Consider the following 16,093-nt stretch of genomic DNA (forward strand, 5'->3'; position numbering starts at 1 on the left):
ATCGTGGCGCATAGGAGGGCAAGCCGATGTCCGACAAGACCGACCACCGCCCTCCGCGGCCCGCAGAAGGGGAGAAGGCAACCTTGGTGGAGTTCCTCAACTACCTGCGCCGCGCGATGGTTTCAAACCTGGAGGGAGCGCCGGAGCCACAGGTACGCACAGCCGGGGTCCCATCGGGGACAAGCGTGCTGGGCCTGGTGAAACACGTGAGCTATGTCGAGCGGTTCTACTTCCTCGGGGAGGACGTCAGCGACTGGAGTACGACGTTCCGGCCGACGCCCGAGGACACCGTCGAGAGCGTGCTGAACGCGTACCGGGACGCGGTGTCCCACGCTAACGAGGTCATCGATGCGTGCGAGGACCTGCAGAAGCCGGCGCCACGCTCAGCACGACCGCAGTCGGCGCCGACGATGCGATGGATCCTGGTGCACATGATCGAGGAGACGGGCAGGCACGCCGGTCACGCCGACATCCTGCGCGAGCAGATCGACGGCGCGACCGGGCGCTGACTCGCGGCTAACCGGCGGCGTCGAGGATCTTGATCGCGAAGACGAGCGTGTCGCCCGGCAGGATTCCGGCGGAGGGCTGACCATCGGCGTAGCCGTCGGCCGACGTCATCGCGACGGCCACGGTGGATCCGACTTTCTGTCCCGCGATGGCCTTCTGGAAGCCCGGGACGACGCCGGTGAGCGGGAATTGTTCGGGCGCGCCGCGCTGGTAGCTGCTGTCGAATATCGACCCGTCACGCCCGTTGACGCCCATGTAGCAGACCGAAACCGTCGCCGTGGGTGAGACGACTGGACCGTCACCGGCCTGCAACGTCTGCACCTGGGTCTCGGTCACGCTGAACGGCGTGCCGACCTTCACGTCTGGAGCCGTCGTGTCCGTGGAACCGGTGACCGCGACATTGCCGGTGGCACCGTCCAGCGTCCATTCGGGCGCGCCGCCGGTGGGGGCCACGGTCGGGCACGTGGTGGCTGCTGCCGACGGTGCCGGTTGGGCGGGCATGTCGGATTCGACCGAGTAAAGGTCCGCGGGGTCAGCGGTAGACGAGGTCGAAGATGAAGCTTCGGGTTCGGAGTCCGAGCCGCACGCCGCGAGGGTGGTCACGAGCGCGGCGGCGATGCCTGCGAACGCGAGGGTGGAAGACAGACGAGTGGAATTCACGGTCGTCACGGTACAGATGTGACGCTCGGCGACAATTGATTGGGCGTTGTGCTGCGTGTTTCAGCAGAACTGGTACTCGACGGCCCAGTTCTCGCCGCTCCACGTGGCGGCGAAGTGACCGCCGAGGTCCGGGTTGGCGTCATGAATCATTCCGGTGCCGCCCTCTGGTGTGAATCCGGGCGAATCCCAGGTGACGGATTCGAAGACAGGGGAGAGGTCGGGAGTGCAGATCTCTTGCATCGCGATGTAACCGTCGGCGATCGCGATCTCCGCGCTGTCCTGAGTCTGAGCCGGGGCGTAGGGGTCCGCGCCCGCCGAAGGCGGATCAGCCGCCAGTGCGACTGCCGCTGCGGACAGCACGGCGACGGCCCCGCAGCGGAATGGCTTGCGCATCACAGCTCCCTGATCTTGAACTTCTGAGAAGTATCCACGGCAATTGTGGTCAACGATGAGTTTGTCCAAACACGGCGGTCTGCATTCAGGAGATCGACACGGGACGGAAGGGCGAACGATGGGAACGAAGCCGTCGTGCGGTGGACATCTACCGATCAACGGGCTGGACCTCTATCACGAGGTATACGGCGAGCTCGGCGGCTCGAAGCCGCCGCTGCTATTGATCCCCGGCGCGTTCATGGGCGCCGACTCGATGCCCGCCTGGGTTGAGGCGTTCGCGCGCGATCGCACGGTGATCGTGTTCGACCAACAGGGACACGGCCGGACACCGGATACGCCACGTGAGATGTCATACGAGCAATTCGCCGATGACGCCGCGGAGTTGTTGGGCGCCTTGGGAATCCAGCGCGCGGACGTGATGGGTTATTCACAGGGCGGTGGGGTGGCGCTGCAGCTGGCGATCCGTCACCCCTCGATCGTGAACAAGTTGGTGTCGCTGTCGGCGACCTTCCGCAAGCAGGGTTGGTATCCCGCGGTGTTCGAATCCATTGCGGGACTGACTGCTGACGACTTCGCGGGTACACCCGTCGAGACGGCGTTCATGGCGCACACGCCGGATGCCAAGGCGTACGAGACCTACCTCGAGAAGATGAAGGTCCTGAACATTGACGACCAGCAGATCACCGACGAAGAGATGCGCGCGATCTCGGCCAAGACGATGGTCATCGTCGGCGACGCGGATGGGGTGATGCTCGAGCACGCCCTGGCGATGTTCAGGCTGCGCGGTGGAGGTGACGAAGAGGCCGCGGCAACAGGTGTGTTGCAGAAGGCCCCCGACGCGCGGTTGGTGGTCCTGCCCGCGATGTCGCACATCGGTGTGTCGGGTGAGGCTGAGCTGTTGGTGCCGATGATCAGTGCATTTCTCGACGACGCCCCACCGAGGACGCCGGCGCTTTTCTAGCGCCTGATCATCGAGGCTGTTCCTCGTGCGCAATGACTATCGTCGTGCAGATGTGGGCGGCTGCGGCGGGTATCGGGCAGTCGGACTGCGAGCACGTCATGCACGCCACGTTGGCCCAGCCAGTTCTCGCGGTCACCAGCGTGGCCTACGTTGTGGTGGGTCTGGGAGTGCTGGCATTGGCGGTGCGAGCCAGGGGAGGGCTGGCAGCGGCCGCCGGAGTGGTGCTCGTCGCCGTGGGTGCGGGCAGCGTCGTCTATCACGGCCCTCAGCCGACATGGGCGGGCGCTGCGCACGACTGGCCGATCATCGCGATCGCGGTGGTGTATTTCGCCGGTTTGGCGTGCACGGTTCGACGTGAGTGGCGAGTGTGGCTAGCGGCGGCCGCCATCCTCGCGATCGCTCTAATCACCTATGTCGCAGGTCGTTCCGGGTCGCCACTGTGCCGGCCCGACAGCCCGTGGCAGTTTCACGGCGCCTGGCATGTCGTATCCGCGGCCGCTGCGGGCTTGGCTGCTTTGGCGATGGCTCGGCATGCGGTCCTGGTGCGCCGTGAGTCCGCTCGGCGGGATGCGGCGGGTGGTCAGTAGTCCCAGGAGGCGGGAACACAGCGGAAGACGTCGCCGTGGGTCGCCACATGGCAGACCGATGGGAACGGGAGGTGGGTGGCCACCATCGCCTCTCCCGTCGCGGCCAGCTCCCGCAACAGCTCGACCCGGACACGGGCGGACTCCACAGGATCGTGTTCGAACCCGTTGTGCCACTCGGGATTGTCAAATCCGGGCGCGAACACGGAGTCGCCGGCAAATGTCAGCGCATCACCACCGGACGCGAGGCGCACGATGCTATGGCCGGGGGTGTGGCCTCCGTTGCGGGTGACGAGCACTCCCGGCGCGATCTCGTACTCAGTCTCGAATGTCTTGATCTGGCCTCGGTATTCGGTCAGGAATCGCGAGGCGATCTGTCGGAGCGCACCCGGCACCGGCGCCGGCATGTCGGTGTGGGAGAAATCGGGGGCCTCCCAGAACTCGGCCTCGCGGGTCGCCACGTGGACCCGCAGATCGGAGCGCAGCCGCTCTTTCAGTCCTTCGGTGAGCAGCCCGCCCACGTGGTCCATGTGCAGGTGGGTGAGCACCACGTCGGTCACGGCCGAGGGATCGATGCCTGCGGCCTCCAGACGGTGGACCGTTTTGCCGGCCCGAGGGAAGTCGGGGAATTCCACGCCAAGGCCCGCGTCAACGAGGATGGTCCGGCCGCCGCTGCGCACGACGACCACGTTCAGCGGCCAGTCGAGCACGTCCTGTGGCAGGAACTGGTCGTTGAGCCAGTTCCCGTACTCGGTCGGGTCGGCGTTGGTCGCCATCGTCCTGGCGGTGATGGGGAGCACCCCATCGCTGATCACCAGTACCTCGATGTCGCCGACCTGTACCGCGTAGCGCGACGGAACGAGTTCGTCGAGGCCGGTGCTGACTGAAATGCTGTCCACGCTCATGAGTTCTCCTTGGGCTGACCTGCGAAATGACCTGTCATTTCCCGGGAACGCCGGCAATCTTCAGAATTCATCCATCCCGCGGCATTGCCGAGCTAGCAGACGCGTGCAGACGCTCAATTTACGTTGCTGAAGTGTGGCGATCGTGTGTGCTTTCCTGGCTGTATCGCACGTTGCCGTCCATCCGGGGATTGCGGACCGATACGCTGTCGTCATCCAGTCCGACCGCCTTCCACGATCAACCGTGCTCGTAGCGCCGATATCGATCGCCGCCCGGGTAGCAAGGCATCGCTGGGGGTCGAGTTTGGTCGGGGGTGAGGGATGACCCGATCGGCTGGGCAATGGTTGAAGCAACCGGATCAGTACGACTGGCTCAGCGCTTATCTGAATGAACGCGGGCTTCAGGTGCTCTGGCGCCGCGCGACGTTCGGCTTCACCGTAACGACGGCTGCGCTGCCGATCGTGATGATCTGGAGTCCCTTCGGTCCGGACAATCCCGTGAGGGTCGCGCTCGCCATCGCTGCGGCTGTGGTCGCCGTGGCCGGTGGTTTCCTCTGGTTGCTTCGTTGGCCCACGCGGCGGCAGTCTGTCATCTTTTCGGCGATGGCCACGGTGGCAATCGCGGCAACGTGTTTTGCCTTCTCAAACCCGTACTCGGGGCTGGGAGCATGTGCGACCTTCGCCGTCATCGGTGGTTTCGCCGCCTACTTCCACACGACTGGCTTCGTGGTCGCGAACCTCGGTGTGGCCACCCTGTGCGCGGCGATCATGGCATCCCGGCTCATCGCCACCACCGGTGACGTCGCGCTGACAATCGCAACGCTGGTCACGTTGGCATCGCTGAATATCGGCGTACCGTTCGGAATCCTGTCGTTGGTGCACACATTGCGAACAGACTTGCAGGGTTCTGACCGTGATCCGCTTACCGGGCTCCGGAATCGGCGCTCGTTCCACAACTCGGTCTACGAACTCATGATGCTTCATCAGAGTCCTGCGGGCGTCTACCTGGTGATGGCGATGATCGACCTGGATAACTTCAAACAACTCAACGACACCCTCGGTCACGCCGCAGGCGATCAGGCATTGGTCGACGTCAGTACGGCGCTTCGCGAGAACTGCCGCCCCGCTGCGGTGATCGGCAGGGTAGGCGGAGAAGAGTTCGTGGTCGCCGACATCGACACCGTTCCGAATCCAGCCAAGATGGCCGAGCGACTACGCCGGGCCATCGACGGAATTCCGTTACCGGTGACGGCGAGTATCGGAACAGCGGCCGCCCCGCTCGAGACGGACTCAAGCAGAGCGAATCTCCAACTCATCAACGATCTGATCCGCACGTCAGATACAGCGATGTACGAGGCCAAGCGCGCGGGCGGCAATCGGGTGTGCCACTATCCGACGCTGCTGCCAGCAGCAGGAAGTTGAGCCCGTGGCCGCGACCGCGACGTGTGGGATCGGGCAGTTTTGGGCAGTGTGGAGATATGAGCAACAACCAGAAGGTCACTGTCGAAAGAACCATCACGGCGTCCGTTGAAGCGCTATTCGACGTCCTTTCCAATCCCGAGCAACACCCGGCGCTCGATGGCTCTGGATTTGTGCGCAGTGTGGACCACGCCGATCGGATACAGAAGGTCGGCGACGTGTTCACGATGAACATGCAGGGCGATCACATGGGTGGCGAGTACAAGACTGATAACCACGTGTCCGGCTATGCGAAGGACAAGCTCCTGGCGTGGAAGACCGCCCCCGCGGGCACTGAGCCTCCCGGATGGGAGTGGCTGTGGGAGTTGGAGCCGCAGGGGCCAGACGAGACCTTGGTTCGCCATACCTACGACTGGTCGAAGGTCACCGACAAGAAGCTGCTCGAGAAGGTGAAGTTCCCGCTGGTGACCGAGGACCAGCTGACGGATACGCTCGCTCGACTTGCTGAGATGTCGTCCTGATCAAGTAACCGTGCGCGGTGATGTGCCAGCGCTGCGTCGTGCCGACCACCGCGGGCATAGGAACACCGACAGTGAGATCGCGCATCGGATGTGGTGTTCACCGACGTCGCGCGGGCCGTGGAGGGCGCGCACTTGCGGATGCTGTGGAACACGCAGGTTCGGACCTGACCTGACCTGAGACCAGGGAAGACTCATTTCATGAGGAGAGCCGAGCGCTTGCACGCGTCAAAGCGCACGATTGAGCGTGGCATCCAGTCCCTGGGTTGGGCCGGCGTTGTTCGTCATCGTCCTGGCGGTAATGGGTAGCACGCCGTCGCTGATCACCAAGACCTCGACGTCGGCCAGTACCGGGTAGCGCGACTGAACCAACTCGGTGAGTCCCGTGCTGCCGAGTGAAATGCCGTCCACGCTCGTTGCTTCCTTCAGAGGCTGTGTTCGAAGACATGGCGGGAATGACCTGTCCTTGTCGTGGAACGCCCTCCAGCGGCCGGATTTCTCCATACCGGCGGGAGGGCGCACCACCATCCGCGTAGGACTGCGCTGCTTACCCAGTGGATAGCAAAACCTTCCCTTTGGGGAGTGGAATCTGGCGTCCCAGCGATTACGGAGGGATGGCCGTCCGTCGGACACTTACGTTCACCACCGAAGAAAACGGCTTCCGCCGGACGCCGATACCCAAAGACCTAAGGAGACACCACCGTGAAGCTTTCGACCTCCGCCCGCCCCGTCACAGTTTTCGCGCCTGCACGTTGGACGGCACGCGCCACGCTGACCGCAGGTGTACTTGCCCTCGCCGCAATCCCGTTCGGGGCTCTCGCAGTCGCGAATGCCACCTATAAGGAATCCGACTTCTCATCGTGCCTGGAGCGCGACATGCCGACCGACTACTGCTGCGAACACGCCGGCGGCGTTATGCGCAACGGCGCCTGCATCGATCCGGATGACCTCCTGCAGCCGAGCGGAGGAGCCGTCCTGGAGGTGCAGCCGGATCCACCGACGAACCGTCCGCCACTCGTACACACCGATTTGTCGGGAACTTTTGTGGAGGTCCAGCCGGCACCGCCGACGAAGGTTCCGCCGCGCGTCGTCGCCGATGCGCCTGTGTTGACCGCCGACCAGTAAAGCTCGCCTCGAGGGCGCACCGTCACCAAGCCCGCATCTATGCCCCAACCCTCGTTCGAGCACATCGTTAGCAACCGACGTTCAATCGCGTGTTCAGTTTTTGGTCGCTTCGCCGCCGTGAGTGAAACTACACGCCTGTCAATTTATTTGCTGTTTCGGTGACCCTGAGCTTCGGTAGGCCTAGGCTCAGCCCACCGGACGTCGCTGTCTGCTCCCTTTCGATTCCCAGACCAGTCCGCGCCAAGACTCTGGCCGGTATCGGTTGCTGCGGAATGGAAAGGACGCGCCCATGAGCGCTCACCGTCAGGTTTTAGCAAGGCGCACGTCGGCGGCCACGTGGGCCGGCGGGATCATCACGTCTGGCGCGTTGGCGCTAGCCGGCCCGGCCGGGATCGCATTTGCCTCTCCTGGTGGAGACATCGGTGTCACGCCGGTGGGTTCCTCGTGTGTGCCCGGCGAGAGCGGCTGCAGCACCCAATCACTCTTCGGGCCCAGCTTTGGCGCCACAACCCGGCCGTCGTTGTCGGCTGCGGTGGCGGCCGCGCGCCCGCAATCGTGCGGGTTGATCTGCAACGGCGCCGATGGCACCGCCGAAAACCTCAACGGCCAAGACGGGGGCCTCTTGTTCGGCAACGGCGGGGCCGGCTGGACCAGCACCGTCGCCGGGGTCGGCGGCGGAAACGGCGGCAACGCCGGACTGCTCTTCGGCAACGGCGGCGCCGGCGGCAACGGCATCGACGCCACCAATGCCGTCGCCGCAACCGCCGGCGGCAACGGCGGCAACGGCGGCCTGCTCATTGGTAACGGTGGCGCCGGCGGTAGCGGCGGTCGCGGATATCAGGGAGACGACGCGGTCAACCCGGTGGCCAGCGGCAGCACAGCCGACAGCGGAGCCCAAGGCGATAGCGACGCTGCGACGATTGCCGGCGACCCGCCGATATACCGCCTACCGGCCGGTGGGGACGGCGACGACGGCGACGTGCTCGGACAGGCCGGCGGCGACGGCGGCAACGGAGGGCCCAACCCGTCTTCCGGCGTGTCCGCTAACGTTCTTCTCGAGGGCGGCGCAGGCGGCAAGGGCGGTGACGGCGCCCCAGGCGGAGCGGGCGGCGGCGGCGGGGACGGCGGCGCTCGGCCCGGCGCATTCTTCAACAACACCGGGGGCAATGATGGTCCCTACCCGGCTGGTATCGGAACTACCGGCGGAGCCGGAGGCGCGGGCGGGACCGGCGGCACCGGCGCCGCCGGCGGTGACGGCGGTGACGGCGGTGACGCCCAAGCCAGCACTGTATGGGACAGGCCGCTTACTGCGACGGGCGGTGCTGGAGGCGCCGGTGGTGATGGTGGAACGGGTGCCGTCGGCGGCGCGGGAACCGCCGGCGCACCCGGCGGCTCGGGTGGGCGCGGGGGCCTCCTGGTCGGAAGCGGCGGCGCGGGCGGCAACGGTGGTAGCGGCGGCACCGGCGGAACAGGTGCCAACGGCGGCACCGGCGGCAACGGTGGTACCGGCGGTGCCGCGATAAGCAGTAGGGTCGCGATCGACGGCGCAGGGGGCGGCGCCGGCAACGGTGGTGCCGGCGGGGCAGGCGGCCAAGGTGGAAGCGGCGGCGCGGGCGGCACTGGAGGATCCGGCGGACTGTTCGGCCGATCAGGTACCACCGGTACGACCACCGGAGGTGCGGGCGGCGCTGGCGGCGAGGGCGGTCAGGCGGGCACCCCCGGCACGGGGAGCACCACTGGCTCCACCGGAAGCACCGGCGCGACTGGCTCCACGGGCAGTACCGGAAGTACCGGCGCGCAAGGGTAACCGACGAATCGCTCCTGATTCAGCAGCTGCAGAATTCATTTCTGCACATTGTCAGCGACTGGGTGAGTGAGCAATGCTGATGCACCGCTTCGTTACGACGACCGCCAACGCCTAAACCCGTTAGGCCACTTCGCATTATGCAGCCATATTGGATACCGCCGGTGGTCCTTGGAACGTCCCTGATTCGATGAGCCTTAACTTGACATAATGTGGCTTATCGGCACTTGTTCGACCAGGGGCGAGTTGCATTACGTGCAACGACTCGCACCTCTGAGCGATGGCGCGGGATGCAACGGGAGGTGGCCAAGCTTCTCGGCTGCGCCAACGTTCGTCTTTGGCCGTCGCCGCAGCCGTGAGTCGATTTCAATCACTTGATGAATGCTTTCGTTGTTGGGTGACGAGATGTCGATGCCAGCTTGCTCGGGGCCGCCTGCCGAGTCCTCGGCGGCTCCTCCTCCGTACCGTCGACAGCCCTCGAAACGTCACAGTGACGAATTGCCTTGCGCCGCTGGGTCATTGACCATTGCCTGTGCGACACCGAGGTCGACATTCCGAGCGGCATTCACGTGATTGGGCCGGCTGCCAGACGGAGTCCGCGGAAGCTTCCGTATGCCTGATTCTCTCTCGCGACATATCGGTGGTAGCACCGTGTGGCGCTGCCAATACGTCACAGTGACGTAACACCGTGGCTAAACCGGATGTGTCGCCTGAGTGTTGAAGGACGAATTGGATTCCCACGCAATGATTTTCAGTGTCAAGCATTGTCATCAAGTGCCCGGAGTCGAGAGATTCTGCAGCCGCCGCTACGAAGGTTTGAGTACTGATCTCTCACACAAGCCGTATACCACTCCTTGAAACAGTCCGGTGACGGGCCGTCTGCTATACCCTCAGATTCTTGCCCGGTGCGTGTGGGACTCGGAGGGAATGCGATGGCAGACCCGTGGCAGCTCATCCTTCATCACGCCTACAGCGGCACTCCAGGCGTCATTTTCGACCAGTCCCCCGATCGTGGAAGCCACGGCACAGCAATCGGACTCAGCGCCAACGACTACCTCGCCGACGGCGTAACCGACGGCTCCGGGGCCGTCAGGCTGGGCCCGGGCAAATGCGTGCGCGTCCCACTGACCCGCGTCTGGCGCCCATGCACCGGGGCGCGCATCGAAGCCGTCTGCTTCTTCGACGGCGTCGCCGACGGCACCGTCGTCGACGGACCCGGTTTCTACTTCGGGGTCGACGAGGGGGTGATGTTCTCGAACTACTCGTTCGCTCACATCGGCGGTGGTGGAACCACGACGCGCCACACTGGCGTCCGGGTTCCCGTGGGCAGGTGGGTGACGCTGACGTGGATGTGGGATGGACTGATGTCGACCGGCTTCTGGCTCGACGGCCGGCTCGTCCTCGAGCATCGCAACGTGTCACCGCTCGGCTCGGATGAACGCTTCGCCACTATTGGCGCCTCCGAGCGCCCAGGGGGAACCTTCTCCAATGAGTTCAGCGGCTACATCGACGACGTCAAGGTGTGGCGGCGCAACCCGCATCGGGTCAACGACGAGTTCACCGACCGTCCCGTCGACGACTCCGTCAGAGAGTGTTGGAAGAAGTGGAGCCGCGACTTCGTCGAGCTGATGAACTCCGACCCGGACTGCGCGCGGACCACCGTCGTGCTGCTCAACGAGGCGATCGCTGCGTCACTGCGCACGATCCTCGATCAGGGCGAGCCGCTGCGGTCGCAGTTGGCCGAGGCGACGCGACGCTACCGCTCGTTGTGGTCGGCGGGCCGGCTCGACGAGATCCCGGCGGTGCTCGCCGAGTTCCTCGCGGCCCTGCGGAGCGCCGGCCTGGATCCGGCGACCGGCGCGGGTTTCGCAGAGTTCTATCAAGACTCCTGTGTCAGAGAGCTGTTGGGGCGGCTGGAGTTGCCGGACTGCGATCGTGAGTTCATCGACATGATGACCGGCTTCCGGGCCGAGGGGCAGTAGAGCATGGCACGCCGCAGCCTGACCTCCGCCACGAACACCGCCGACGCCGCCAGCTTTACCACCGATTCCATCTCGCCTCGCACGGACGCCCTAGTCCTGATCTACGTGACGAGTGCGGCCCCCGCCTTCGCGGGCACGCCGCCGGTGCCGACCATCACCGGTAACGGACTGGTGTGGGCGCTGGTCGACAGCATCGTGTTCGGCGCCGGAAACAGTCGCAGGCTCAGCTGCCTTCGTGCGCTGGGCCCCACCACTGCCGGGGCAGTGACCATCGACTTCGGCGGCCGGAGCCAGGATTTCTGCGCGTGGTCGCTCTTCGAGTTCGACGATGTCGACACCTCTGCCCCATTCGGCGCGGCGGCCGTCAAGCAGGCAGTCAAGACGACCGCCACCGGCACGTCGCTCACGGCCGCTCTAGCTGGTGGCGACGCGGGCAATCTCGCCGCCGCCGGGATCGCACTCGACGGCCCCCAAAGCGTGACTCCGGGCGCGGGTTTCGTCGAGATTCACGAGCAGGTGCCCGCGCAGTTTCTGGGCCAGGGTGGTGCACTCCAGACCCAAGACGCCAGCACCGTCGTTCCCAATGTCCGCTGGACGTGGGCGACAGCGGCCAACGCGGCCGCTATCGTCGTCGAGATCGACTCGGCATCCGGCACGACGCCACCGCCCACCAACGACGAAACGCTCATCCGGCGATTCGAGCCCATCCTCTTCCTGCATCCCGACGAGAAGTTCTTTCCAAGCGATGCCAAGCGCTTCGTCGAGCACGCCGCGCTGTGGTCGGCGACGGCACCCTACGACGACAAGAGCAATTGGCGACGCATCGTCGAGCGCAAGAAGTTGGCCGCCGTCAGATCCGAAGGCGGAACTTTCCTGGGCGACAACCTCTCCGAGGGCGACGACGAAGCCCGCTACCTGGAACTCGGCGCATGGAAGGACGGCGACGAGTCGGCCGAACCGGGCGTGACGGCGGACAGCACGAATCTCTACGCCAACCGCAACGCGATCGTCGACGCCTATCGAGGCGAACTGGCTGCCAGCCAATTCTGGTATCACGCCGAGGTTTTCCACACTGAACGCCTGCGCTCTCTGGCCGGCGGGCCGCCGAACCTGCGCAAAACACTTGAGTCGCTGGGTCTGGACCACCCGACGCTGCTCTGCTACTACCTGTTCTTCCCTGCTCACGAACAGTCGGTCGGCAAGGACGAGTGCTCCAGCGTCACGGCGGTCGAGGTGTCGTGCCACGCCGGTGATTGGCAATGCCTCGCGATCCTGCTCGAAGGCGACGGCTCACAGGATCCGGCGCGGTACACGCCGAAGTTCTTCGGACACACCGGATCACGCCCGGCGCAGGTCGATGTCGCCGGCGCGCCGGCGTATCGTCCTTACCAATTCGACGCCGAGGACCGGACCGTCATGAAGGTGGAGAGGTGGCGTCCCACCTCCGGGCCCGTGGCACTCCAACCCGAGGTCAACGGTGAGCATCCGCGTCTCTATGTGGCCAAGGGGTCGCACAGCCTCTACACGAAACCCGGCGAACACGACGTCGATCCCTATCCGCCGGAACAGAATCCGCGCGGCTGCGGCGGCTACGACAACCCCGTACTGGCCCCGGGCGACATTCCCGGTGATCCCATGTCGACGGCGGAAGTAGTCGCTCTGATCGCCAAGGCGATAATCCCGATCATCGGCACCATCGCGATCCTGCTCGAAACCTCCTTGATCGACCATCCCTTCGGCGCCACCGGGCCGGGCAACGACAAGCCCGACCCCGAGCAGGCGCCGGCTTCCCCGGCCGGCGGCATCGCGGTTCGGCCATCCGACGTGTCGGTGCCGGACGCGGTCGGCCGCGTCGAGGTTTGGCGGTCCCGAAGGAATCTGGTGCTGGCTGGACGCACCTACGACTTCGTCGTCGACCGGGACACTCAGGTGTGGTGGCCGCACGACGACAACGAACGCGGCTTCCGTGGCCGCTGGGGTCAACGGGTCAGCACCGACCCGATGTCGCGGCGCTGCGGGCCGAAGTTCCCCGACTACGTCGACATGTTCCTGCGCGCCTTGGAGGACGGCATCACCCGGGGTTTCTTCCCGCGGCCGTAACCGAGAGGGCTGCCGCAAAGCTTCACGAACTGGCGCCCCTTTAGCCCCAGGGTTGTTGCGTCGTCACGGCCCGGTTGCGGGTCCATCCTCGGCCGGCTCGACCGGAGCTCGGGGTGCCTCGTCGTCAGACACTTGATCGGCCAACTCCAAACCCGCGCCGGCATAGACATTGAAGGCGATGTCGACACCGTGGTCCTTGGCCCACTGAACTTCATCGTCGTACCGGGCGACCGCTGCGACCCTGCCGTCGAAACCTGACTCGCGCAGACATGCCAGCGCGGTGACGTTGGCGCCGTGACGCGGCATCGCCAGCACCGCAATGCGCACCGACTCCGAGTGTCGGAGCTGGTGCCAGAAATCCAGATCGGTCGCATCGCCTTCGATGACGTTCAGGCCGTCCTCCGCGAGTCGCTGGACTCGGGGACCGTCGTAATCAACCCCGATCACTCGCAACCCGTAGTGCTCGGTCATTCGCTGGTAGGCCGCGAACCCAACCCGGCCCATGCCGATCACCACCACCTCGGCGTCCCCGGCATCGGCCGGGCGTTCCTCCGGGACAAGGGCGCTTTCGTCCTGGTCGGGTAGCCGTGCCGCGATCTTCTCCACCATCAGGTGTCCGCGACCATTGACCAGCGCCGCGAGGACGAAGCTCATCGCCACCGCGATCGACATCTCCACGAGCCAGGCCTCCGCCAGCAGCCCTGCGGACACACCTACCGACACGACGATCAAACCGAACTCCGAGTAGTTCATCAGCCCGAGCCCAGCGAGCAGCGCCGTGCGATGCCGCAACCTCATACGCGACAACAGCAGGACGTACCAACCGGCCTTGAACGGCAGAAGCAGCACCATCAGCAGTGCGACGCCGATGGTCGGCAGATCCGGCAGACCGGTCAGGCCGATGGAGACGAAGAACCCGACCAGCAACAGCTCCTTGATGTGAAACAGCGAACGCGACAGCTCGGAGGACGCCGCGTGCGAGGCCAGCAGGACGCCGATGATCAGCGCGCCGAGGTCGCCCTTCAGCCCCACCGCGGAGAACAGCGCATACCCGGGCACCAACGCCATCACGATCCCGAAAAGCGATTGCATTTCGCCGTGACCCAGCCGGCTCCAGATCTTGCGCGCGACTCGGGTCAGTGGCCACAGCAGCACCAACGTCAGCGCCCAGGGGCTGGGCAGATGACCGCTGGTGGCGGTCAGAAAAACGACAGCGACGATGTCCTGCATGACCAGGATGCCGATGGCGACGCGGCCGTAGAGCGCGTGCGATTCACCGCGCTCCTCGAGGACTTTGACCACGAACACCGTGCTGGAGAAGGACAGCGCGAAGGCCAACAGGGCGATCGTCTGCACGCTCTGCCCGGACAGCATCGCGACCCCGGCCAGGGCGCCCAGCCACATGGCGACACCTCCAAACACAACGCTGACCAGCATGTGCACGGACGTGGTCAACCACACCTCGCGGCGCAGCAGAATGCGAACGTCGAGCTTGAGGCCGATCGCGAAAAGCAGCAGCGTGACGCCCAAATCCGCCAGCACATCCAGCTGTGGAACGTCCCCCACATTGAGGGCGTTGATGACGAACCCCGCTGCCAGGAACCCGACCAGGGGCGGCAGACGCAGCGCCATCGCCAGGCCGCCGAGACCGAACGTGATGACGAGATAGATGGCGACTACTGTCACGCGCAGCCCCTTGCCCTAGGTGTCGAGTTCTCCAAGTATCCCGGCAACCGCCGGATTCCTCTTTGGACGTGGCTCTGACCGCTCAATCCCGTGGGCTGGAGGGGAGGAACCCGCCGGATCGTCTCCCCTAATCGCCTTGTGCCGCAGGTCAATACGTCACAGTGACTGTTTCCGCCCCCGTCGGGTGCAATTGCGGGTCCACAGACTCACCCGAGAATCGGCCGAGCCGATCGGCGAAAGGACAGACAGTCCCATGAACGTGCGGCACAGTTGACAGATGGCGAGCAAAGTTCCGGGCCCGAAAGACATCTTGGCGGCAGCGCAGGCGGCGGCCGACAATGCTCAGGCCGCCGCGCGGGAGGCCGCAGAGACGGCGCAGTCCGCCGCCGGCGCGGCGTTGCGTATCCCGCCGGCGTCGATACAGCTTGCGAGTCAGCTGCCGGATTTGATCGAGAACCTTGCGGTCGCGACGGAGCGACTCAATCAGGCAATCGACCGTGCCGAACGCTATTTGGCGCTGGCCGACCCGATGATCAGGACGATGGACGCGGTGCTGCCGCAACTCGAAGCACTCGTCGCAACCGGCAACGAGGTCTATGGCGCCGTATCGTCACTGCCCGGCGTCGCCACCCTGGGGCGGCTGGCCGGTCGTGGGTCAACTCCTGCCGCCGACAAATCCAGAGCCCGCTCGACGCCGAAGAAGCCCAGCCGCTGACAGCCGGTTCGCATCCGACTGGCAGCCCAGAGCTTCTGCGCTGAAATCGAAACCCCCAAAGAGAGTCGCACGTGAATTTCAACCGCACAGACACCGCGGTCGTCGTGATCGACCCGCAGAACGATGTCCTCAGCCCGTCGGGCAAGAACTGGGAAGTGCTTTCCGCCAGTGTGACCGAGAACAGAACCGTCGAGAACCTTGTCGCGATCCTCACCGCGGCCACCACGCAGGGCTATCCGGTGTTTGTCTCGCCGCACTACTTCTATCCGACAGACCACAGTTGGCTGTTCAACGGCCCGTTGGAAACAGATGAGCTCCGTACCGACACTTTTGCGCGCGTCGGCTCGCTTGACCTCAGCGGCTTCGCCGGTTCCGGCGCGGACTGGCTCGATGAGCTGCGGCCGTTCATCGAGGCGCCGACGACCGTGGTAGCCAGCCCGCACAAGGTGTGGGGCCCGCAGACCAACGACCTGGTTCTGCAGCTGCGTAAGCGTGGCATCGGCAAGGTGATTCTGTGCGGCATGCTCGCGAACATCTGCGTGGAATCGCACCTGCGGGATCTGCTCGAGCACGGTTTTCAGGTCGCGGTGGTCAGCGATGCCACCGCCGGGCCCCGTCACCCAACGTTCGGTGACGGCTATTCCGCCGCGATGGTGAACTACGCCTTCCTCGCACACGCTGTCCGATCCACCGCCGAAACGACCGACGCCATGGCGTCGGGCGGCAAGGCTTGATGG

15 protein-coding genes and 1 pseudogene are annotated in these 16,093 nt (G+C 65.2%); 11 read left to right on the forward strand and 5 right to left on the reverse strand.

The genetic code is table 11. From position 1 onward, the window contains the following. Positions 1-26 precede the first annotated feature (26 nt). A complete protein-coding gene (locus BST47_RS00170; RefSeq protein ID WP_083123193.1) occupies positions 27-509 on the forward strand; it encodes a DinB family protein in 483 nt (160 codons plus the stop codon). Between the two features lie 7 nt (positions 510-516). On the opposite strand, the gene BST47_RS00175 is transcribed toward BST47_RS00170, so the two are convergent. After that, positions 517-1,167: an FKBP-type peptidyl-prolyl cis-trans isomerase gene (locus BST47_RS00175; RefSeq protein WP_083123696.1), complete on the reverse strand. Its 651-nt coding sequence runs from the start codon at positions 1,165-1,167 to the stop codon at positions 517-519. A 60-nt stretch (positions 1,168-1,227) separates the two neighbouring features. After that, positions 1,228-1,560, reverse strand: a complete 333-nt coding sequence (locus BST47_RS00180; RefSeq protein ID WP_083123194.1) for a hypothetical protein — start codon at positions 1,558-1,560, stop codon at positions 1,228-1,230. Positions 1,561-1,678: 118 nt separating this feature from the next. Between BST47_RS00180 and BST47_RS00185 the strand changes: the two genes are divergently transcribed. Together BST47_RS00185 and BST47_RS00190 are read left to right on the forward strand one after the other, a co-directional pair. Further along, the gene (locus BST47_RS00185; RefSeq protein ID WP_083123195.1) at positions 1,679-2,521 is read left to right on the forward strand and encodes an alpha/beta fold hydrolase; all 843 of its coding nucleotides are present in this window, start codon (positions 1,679-1,681) and stop codon (positions 2,519-2,521) included. Positions 2,522-2,553: 32 nt separating this feature from the next. Then, on the forward strand, positions 2,554-3,108 hold the full coding sequence (locus BST47_RS00190) for a hypothetical protein (RefSeq protein WP_207568492.1): 555 nt from the start codon (positions 2,554-2,556) through the stop codon (positions 3,106-3,108). Here the strand turns inward: BST47_RS00190 and BST47_RS00195 are convergent. After that, on the reverse strand, positions 3,102-4,010 hold the full coding sequence (locus BST47_RS00195; protein ID WP_083123196.1) for an MBL fold metallo-hydrolase: 909 nt from the start codon (positions 4,008-4,010) through the stop codon (positions 3,102-3,104). The genes BST47_RS00190 and BST47_RS00195 overlap by 7 nt on opposite strands. A gap of 318 nt (positions 4,011-4,328) precedes the next feature. On the opposite strand from BST47_RS00195, the gene BST47_RS00200 reads away from it, so the two are divergent. After that, positions 4,329-5,429 carry a GGDEF domain-containing protein gene (locus BST47_RS00200; protein WP_083123197.1) on the forward strand — a complete coding sequence of 367 codons (1,101 nt, stop codon included), beginning with the start codon at positions 4,329-4,331 and terminating at the stop codon, positions 5,427-5,429. A gap of 56 nt (positions 5,430-5,485) precedes the next feature. Continuing rightward, positions 5,486-5,947 carry an SRPBCC family protein gene (locus BST47_RS00205; RefSeq protein ID WP_083123198.1) on the forward strand — a complete coding sequence of 154 codons (462 nt, stop codon included), beginning with the start codon at positions 5,486-5,488 and terminating at the stop codon, positions 5,945-5,947. A 270-nt stretch (positions 5,948-6,217) separates the two neighbouring features. Here BST47_RS00205 and BST47_RS00210 read toward each other — a convergent pair. Continuing rightward, positions 6,218-6,346, reverse strand: a pseudogene (locus tag BST47_RS00210) (MBL fold metallo-hydrolase); the annotation flags it as partial. Positions 6,347-6,646: 300 nt separating this feature from the next. Between BST47_RS00210 and BST47_RS00215 the strand changes: the two are divergent. From BST47_RS00215 to BST47_RS00235, 4 genes are all read left to right on the forward strand, one after another. Beyond that, a complete protein-coding gene (locus tag BST47_RS00215; RefSeq protein WP_083123200.1) occupies positions 6,647-7,069 on the forward strand; it encodes a hypothetical protein in 423 nt (140 codons plus the stop codon). Between the two features lie 289 nt (positions 7,070-7,358). Further along, positions 7,359-8,876: a PGRS repeat-containing protein gene (locus tag BST47_RS31410; protein WP_165799724.1), complete on the forward strand. Its 1,518-nt coding sequence runs from the start codon at positions 7,359-7,361 to the stop codon at positions 8,874-8,876. Positions 8,877-9,805: 929 nt separating this feature from the next. Continuing rightward, complete coding sequence (locus tag BST47_RS00230) at positions 9,806-10,855, forward strand: LamG-like jellyroll fold domain-containing protein (protein WP_083123202.1); 1,050 nt, start codon at positions 9,806-9,808, stop codon at positions 10,853-10,855. A gap of 3 nt (positions 10,856-10,858) precedes the next feature. Then, entirely contained in the window at positions 10,859-12,955 is a 2,097-nt protein-coding gene (locus BST47_RS00235) for a hypothetical protein (RefSeq protein ID WP_083123203.1), read from the forward strand. A gap of 63 nt (positions 12,956-13,018) precedes the next feature. Here BST47_RS00235 and BST47_RS00240 read toward each other — a convergent pair whose 3' ends face one another. Then, positions 13,019-14,641 (reverse strand): cation:proton antiporter domain-containing protein, encoded by a 1,623-nt coding sequence (locus tag BST47_RS00240; RefSeq protein ID WP_083123204.1) that lies wholly within the window; start codon positions 14,639-14,641, stop codon positions 13,019-13,021. A 277-nt stretch (positions 14,642-14,918) separates the two neighbouring features. Here BST47_RS00240 and BST47_RS00245 point away from each other — a divergent pair, with 277 nt between their 5' ends. Further along, positions 14,919-15,356 (forward strand): hypothetical protein, encoded by a 438-nt coding sequence (locus BST47_RS00245; RefSeq protein WP_083123205.1) that lies wholly within the window; start codon positions 14,919-14,921, stop codon positions 15,354-15,356. A gap of 71 nt (positions 15,357-15,427) precedes the next feature. After that, a complete protein-coding gene (locus BST47_RS00250) occupies positions 15,428-16,090 on the forward strand; it encodes a cysteine hydrolase family protein (RefSeq protein WP_083123206.1) in 663 nt (220 codons plus the stop codon). Positions 16,091-16,093: the final 3 nt, after the last annotated feature.

Origin of the sequence: Mycolicibacterium tusciae, assembly GCF_002086795.1 — a bacterium.
Classification (GTDB): Bacteria; Actinomycetota; Actinomycetes; order Mycobacteriales; family Mycobacteriaceae; genus Mycobacterium; species Mycobacterium tusciae.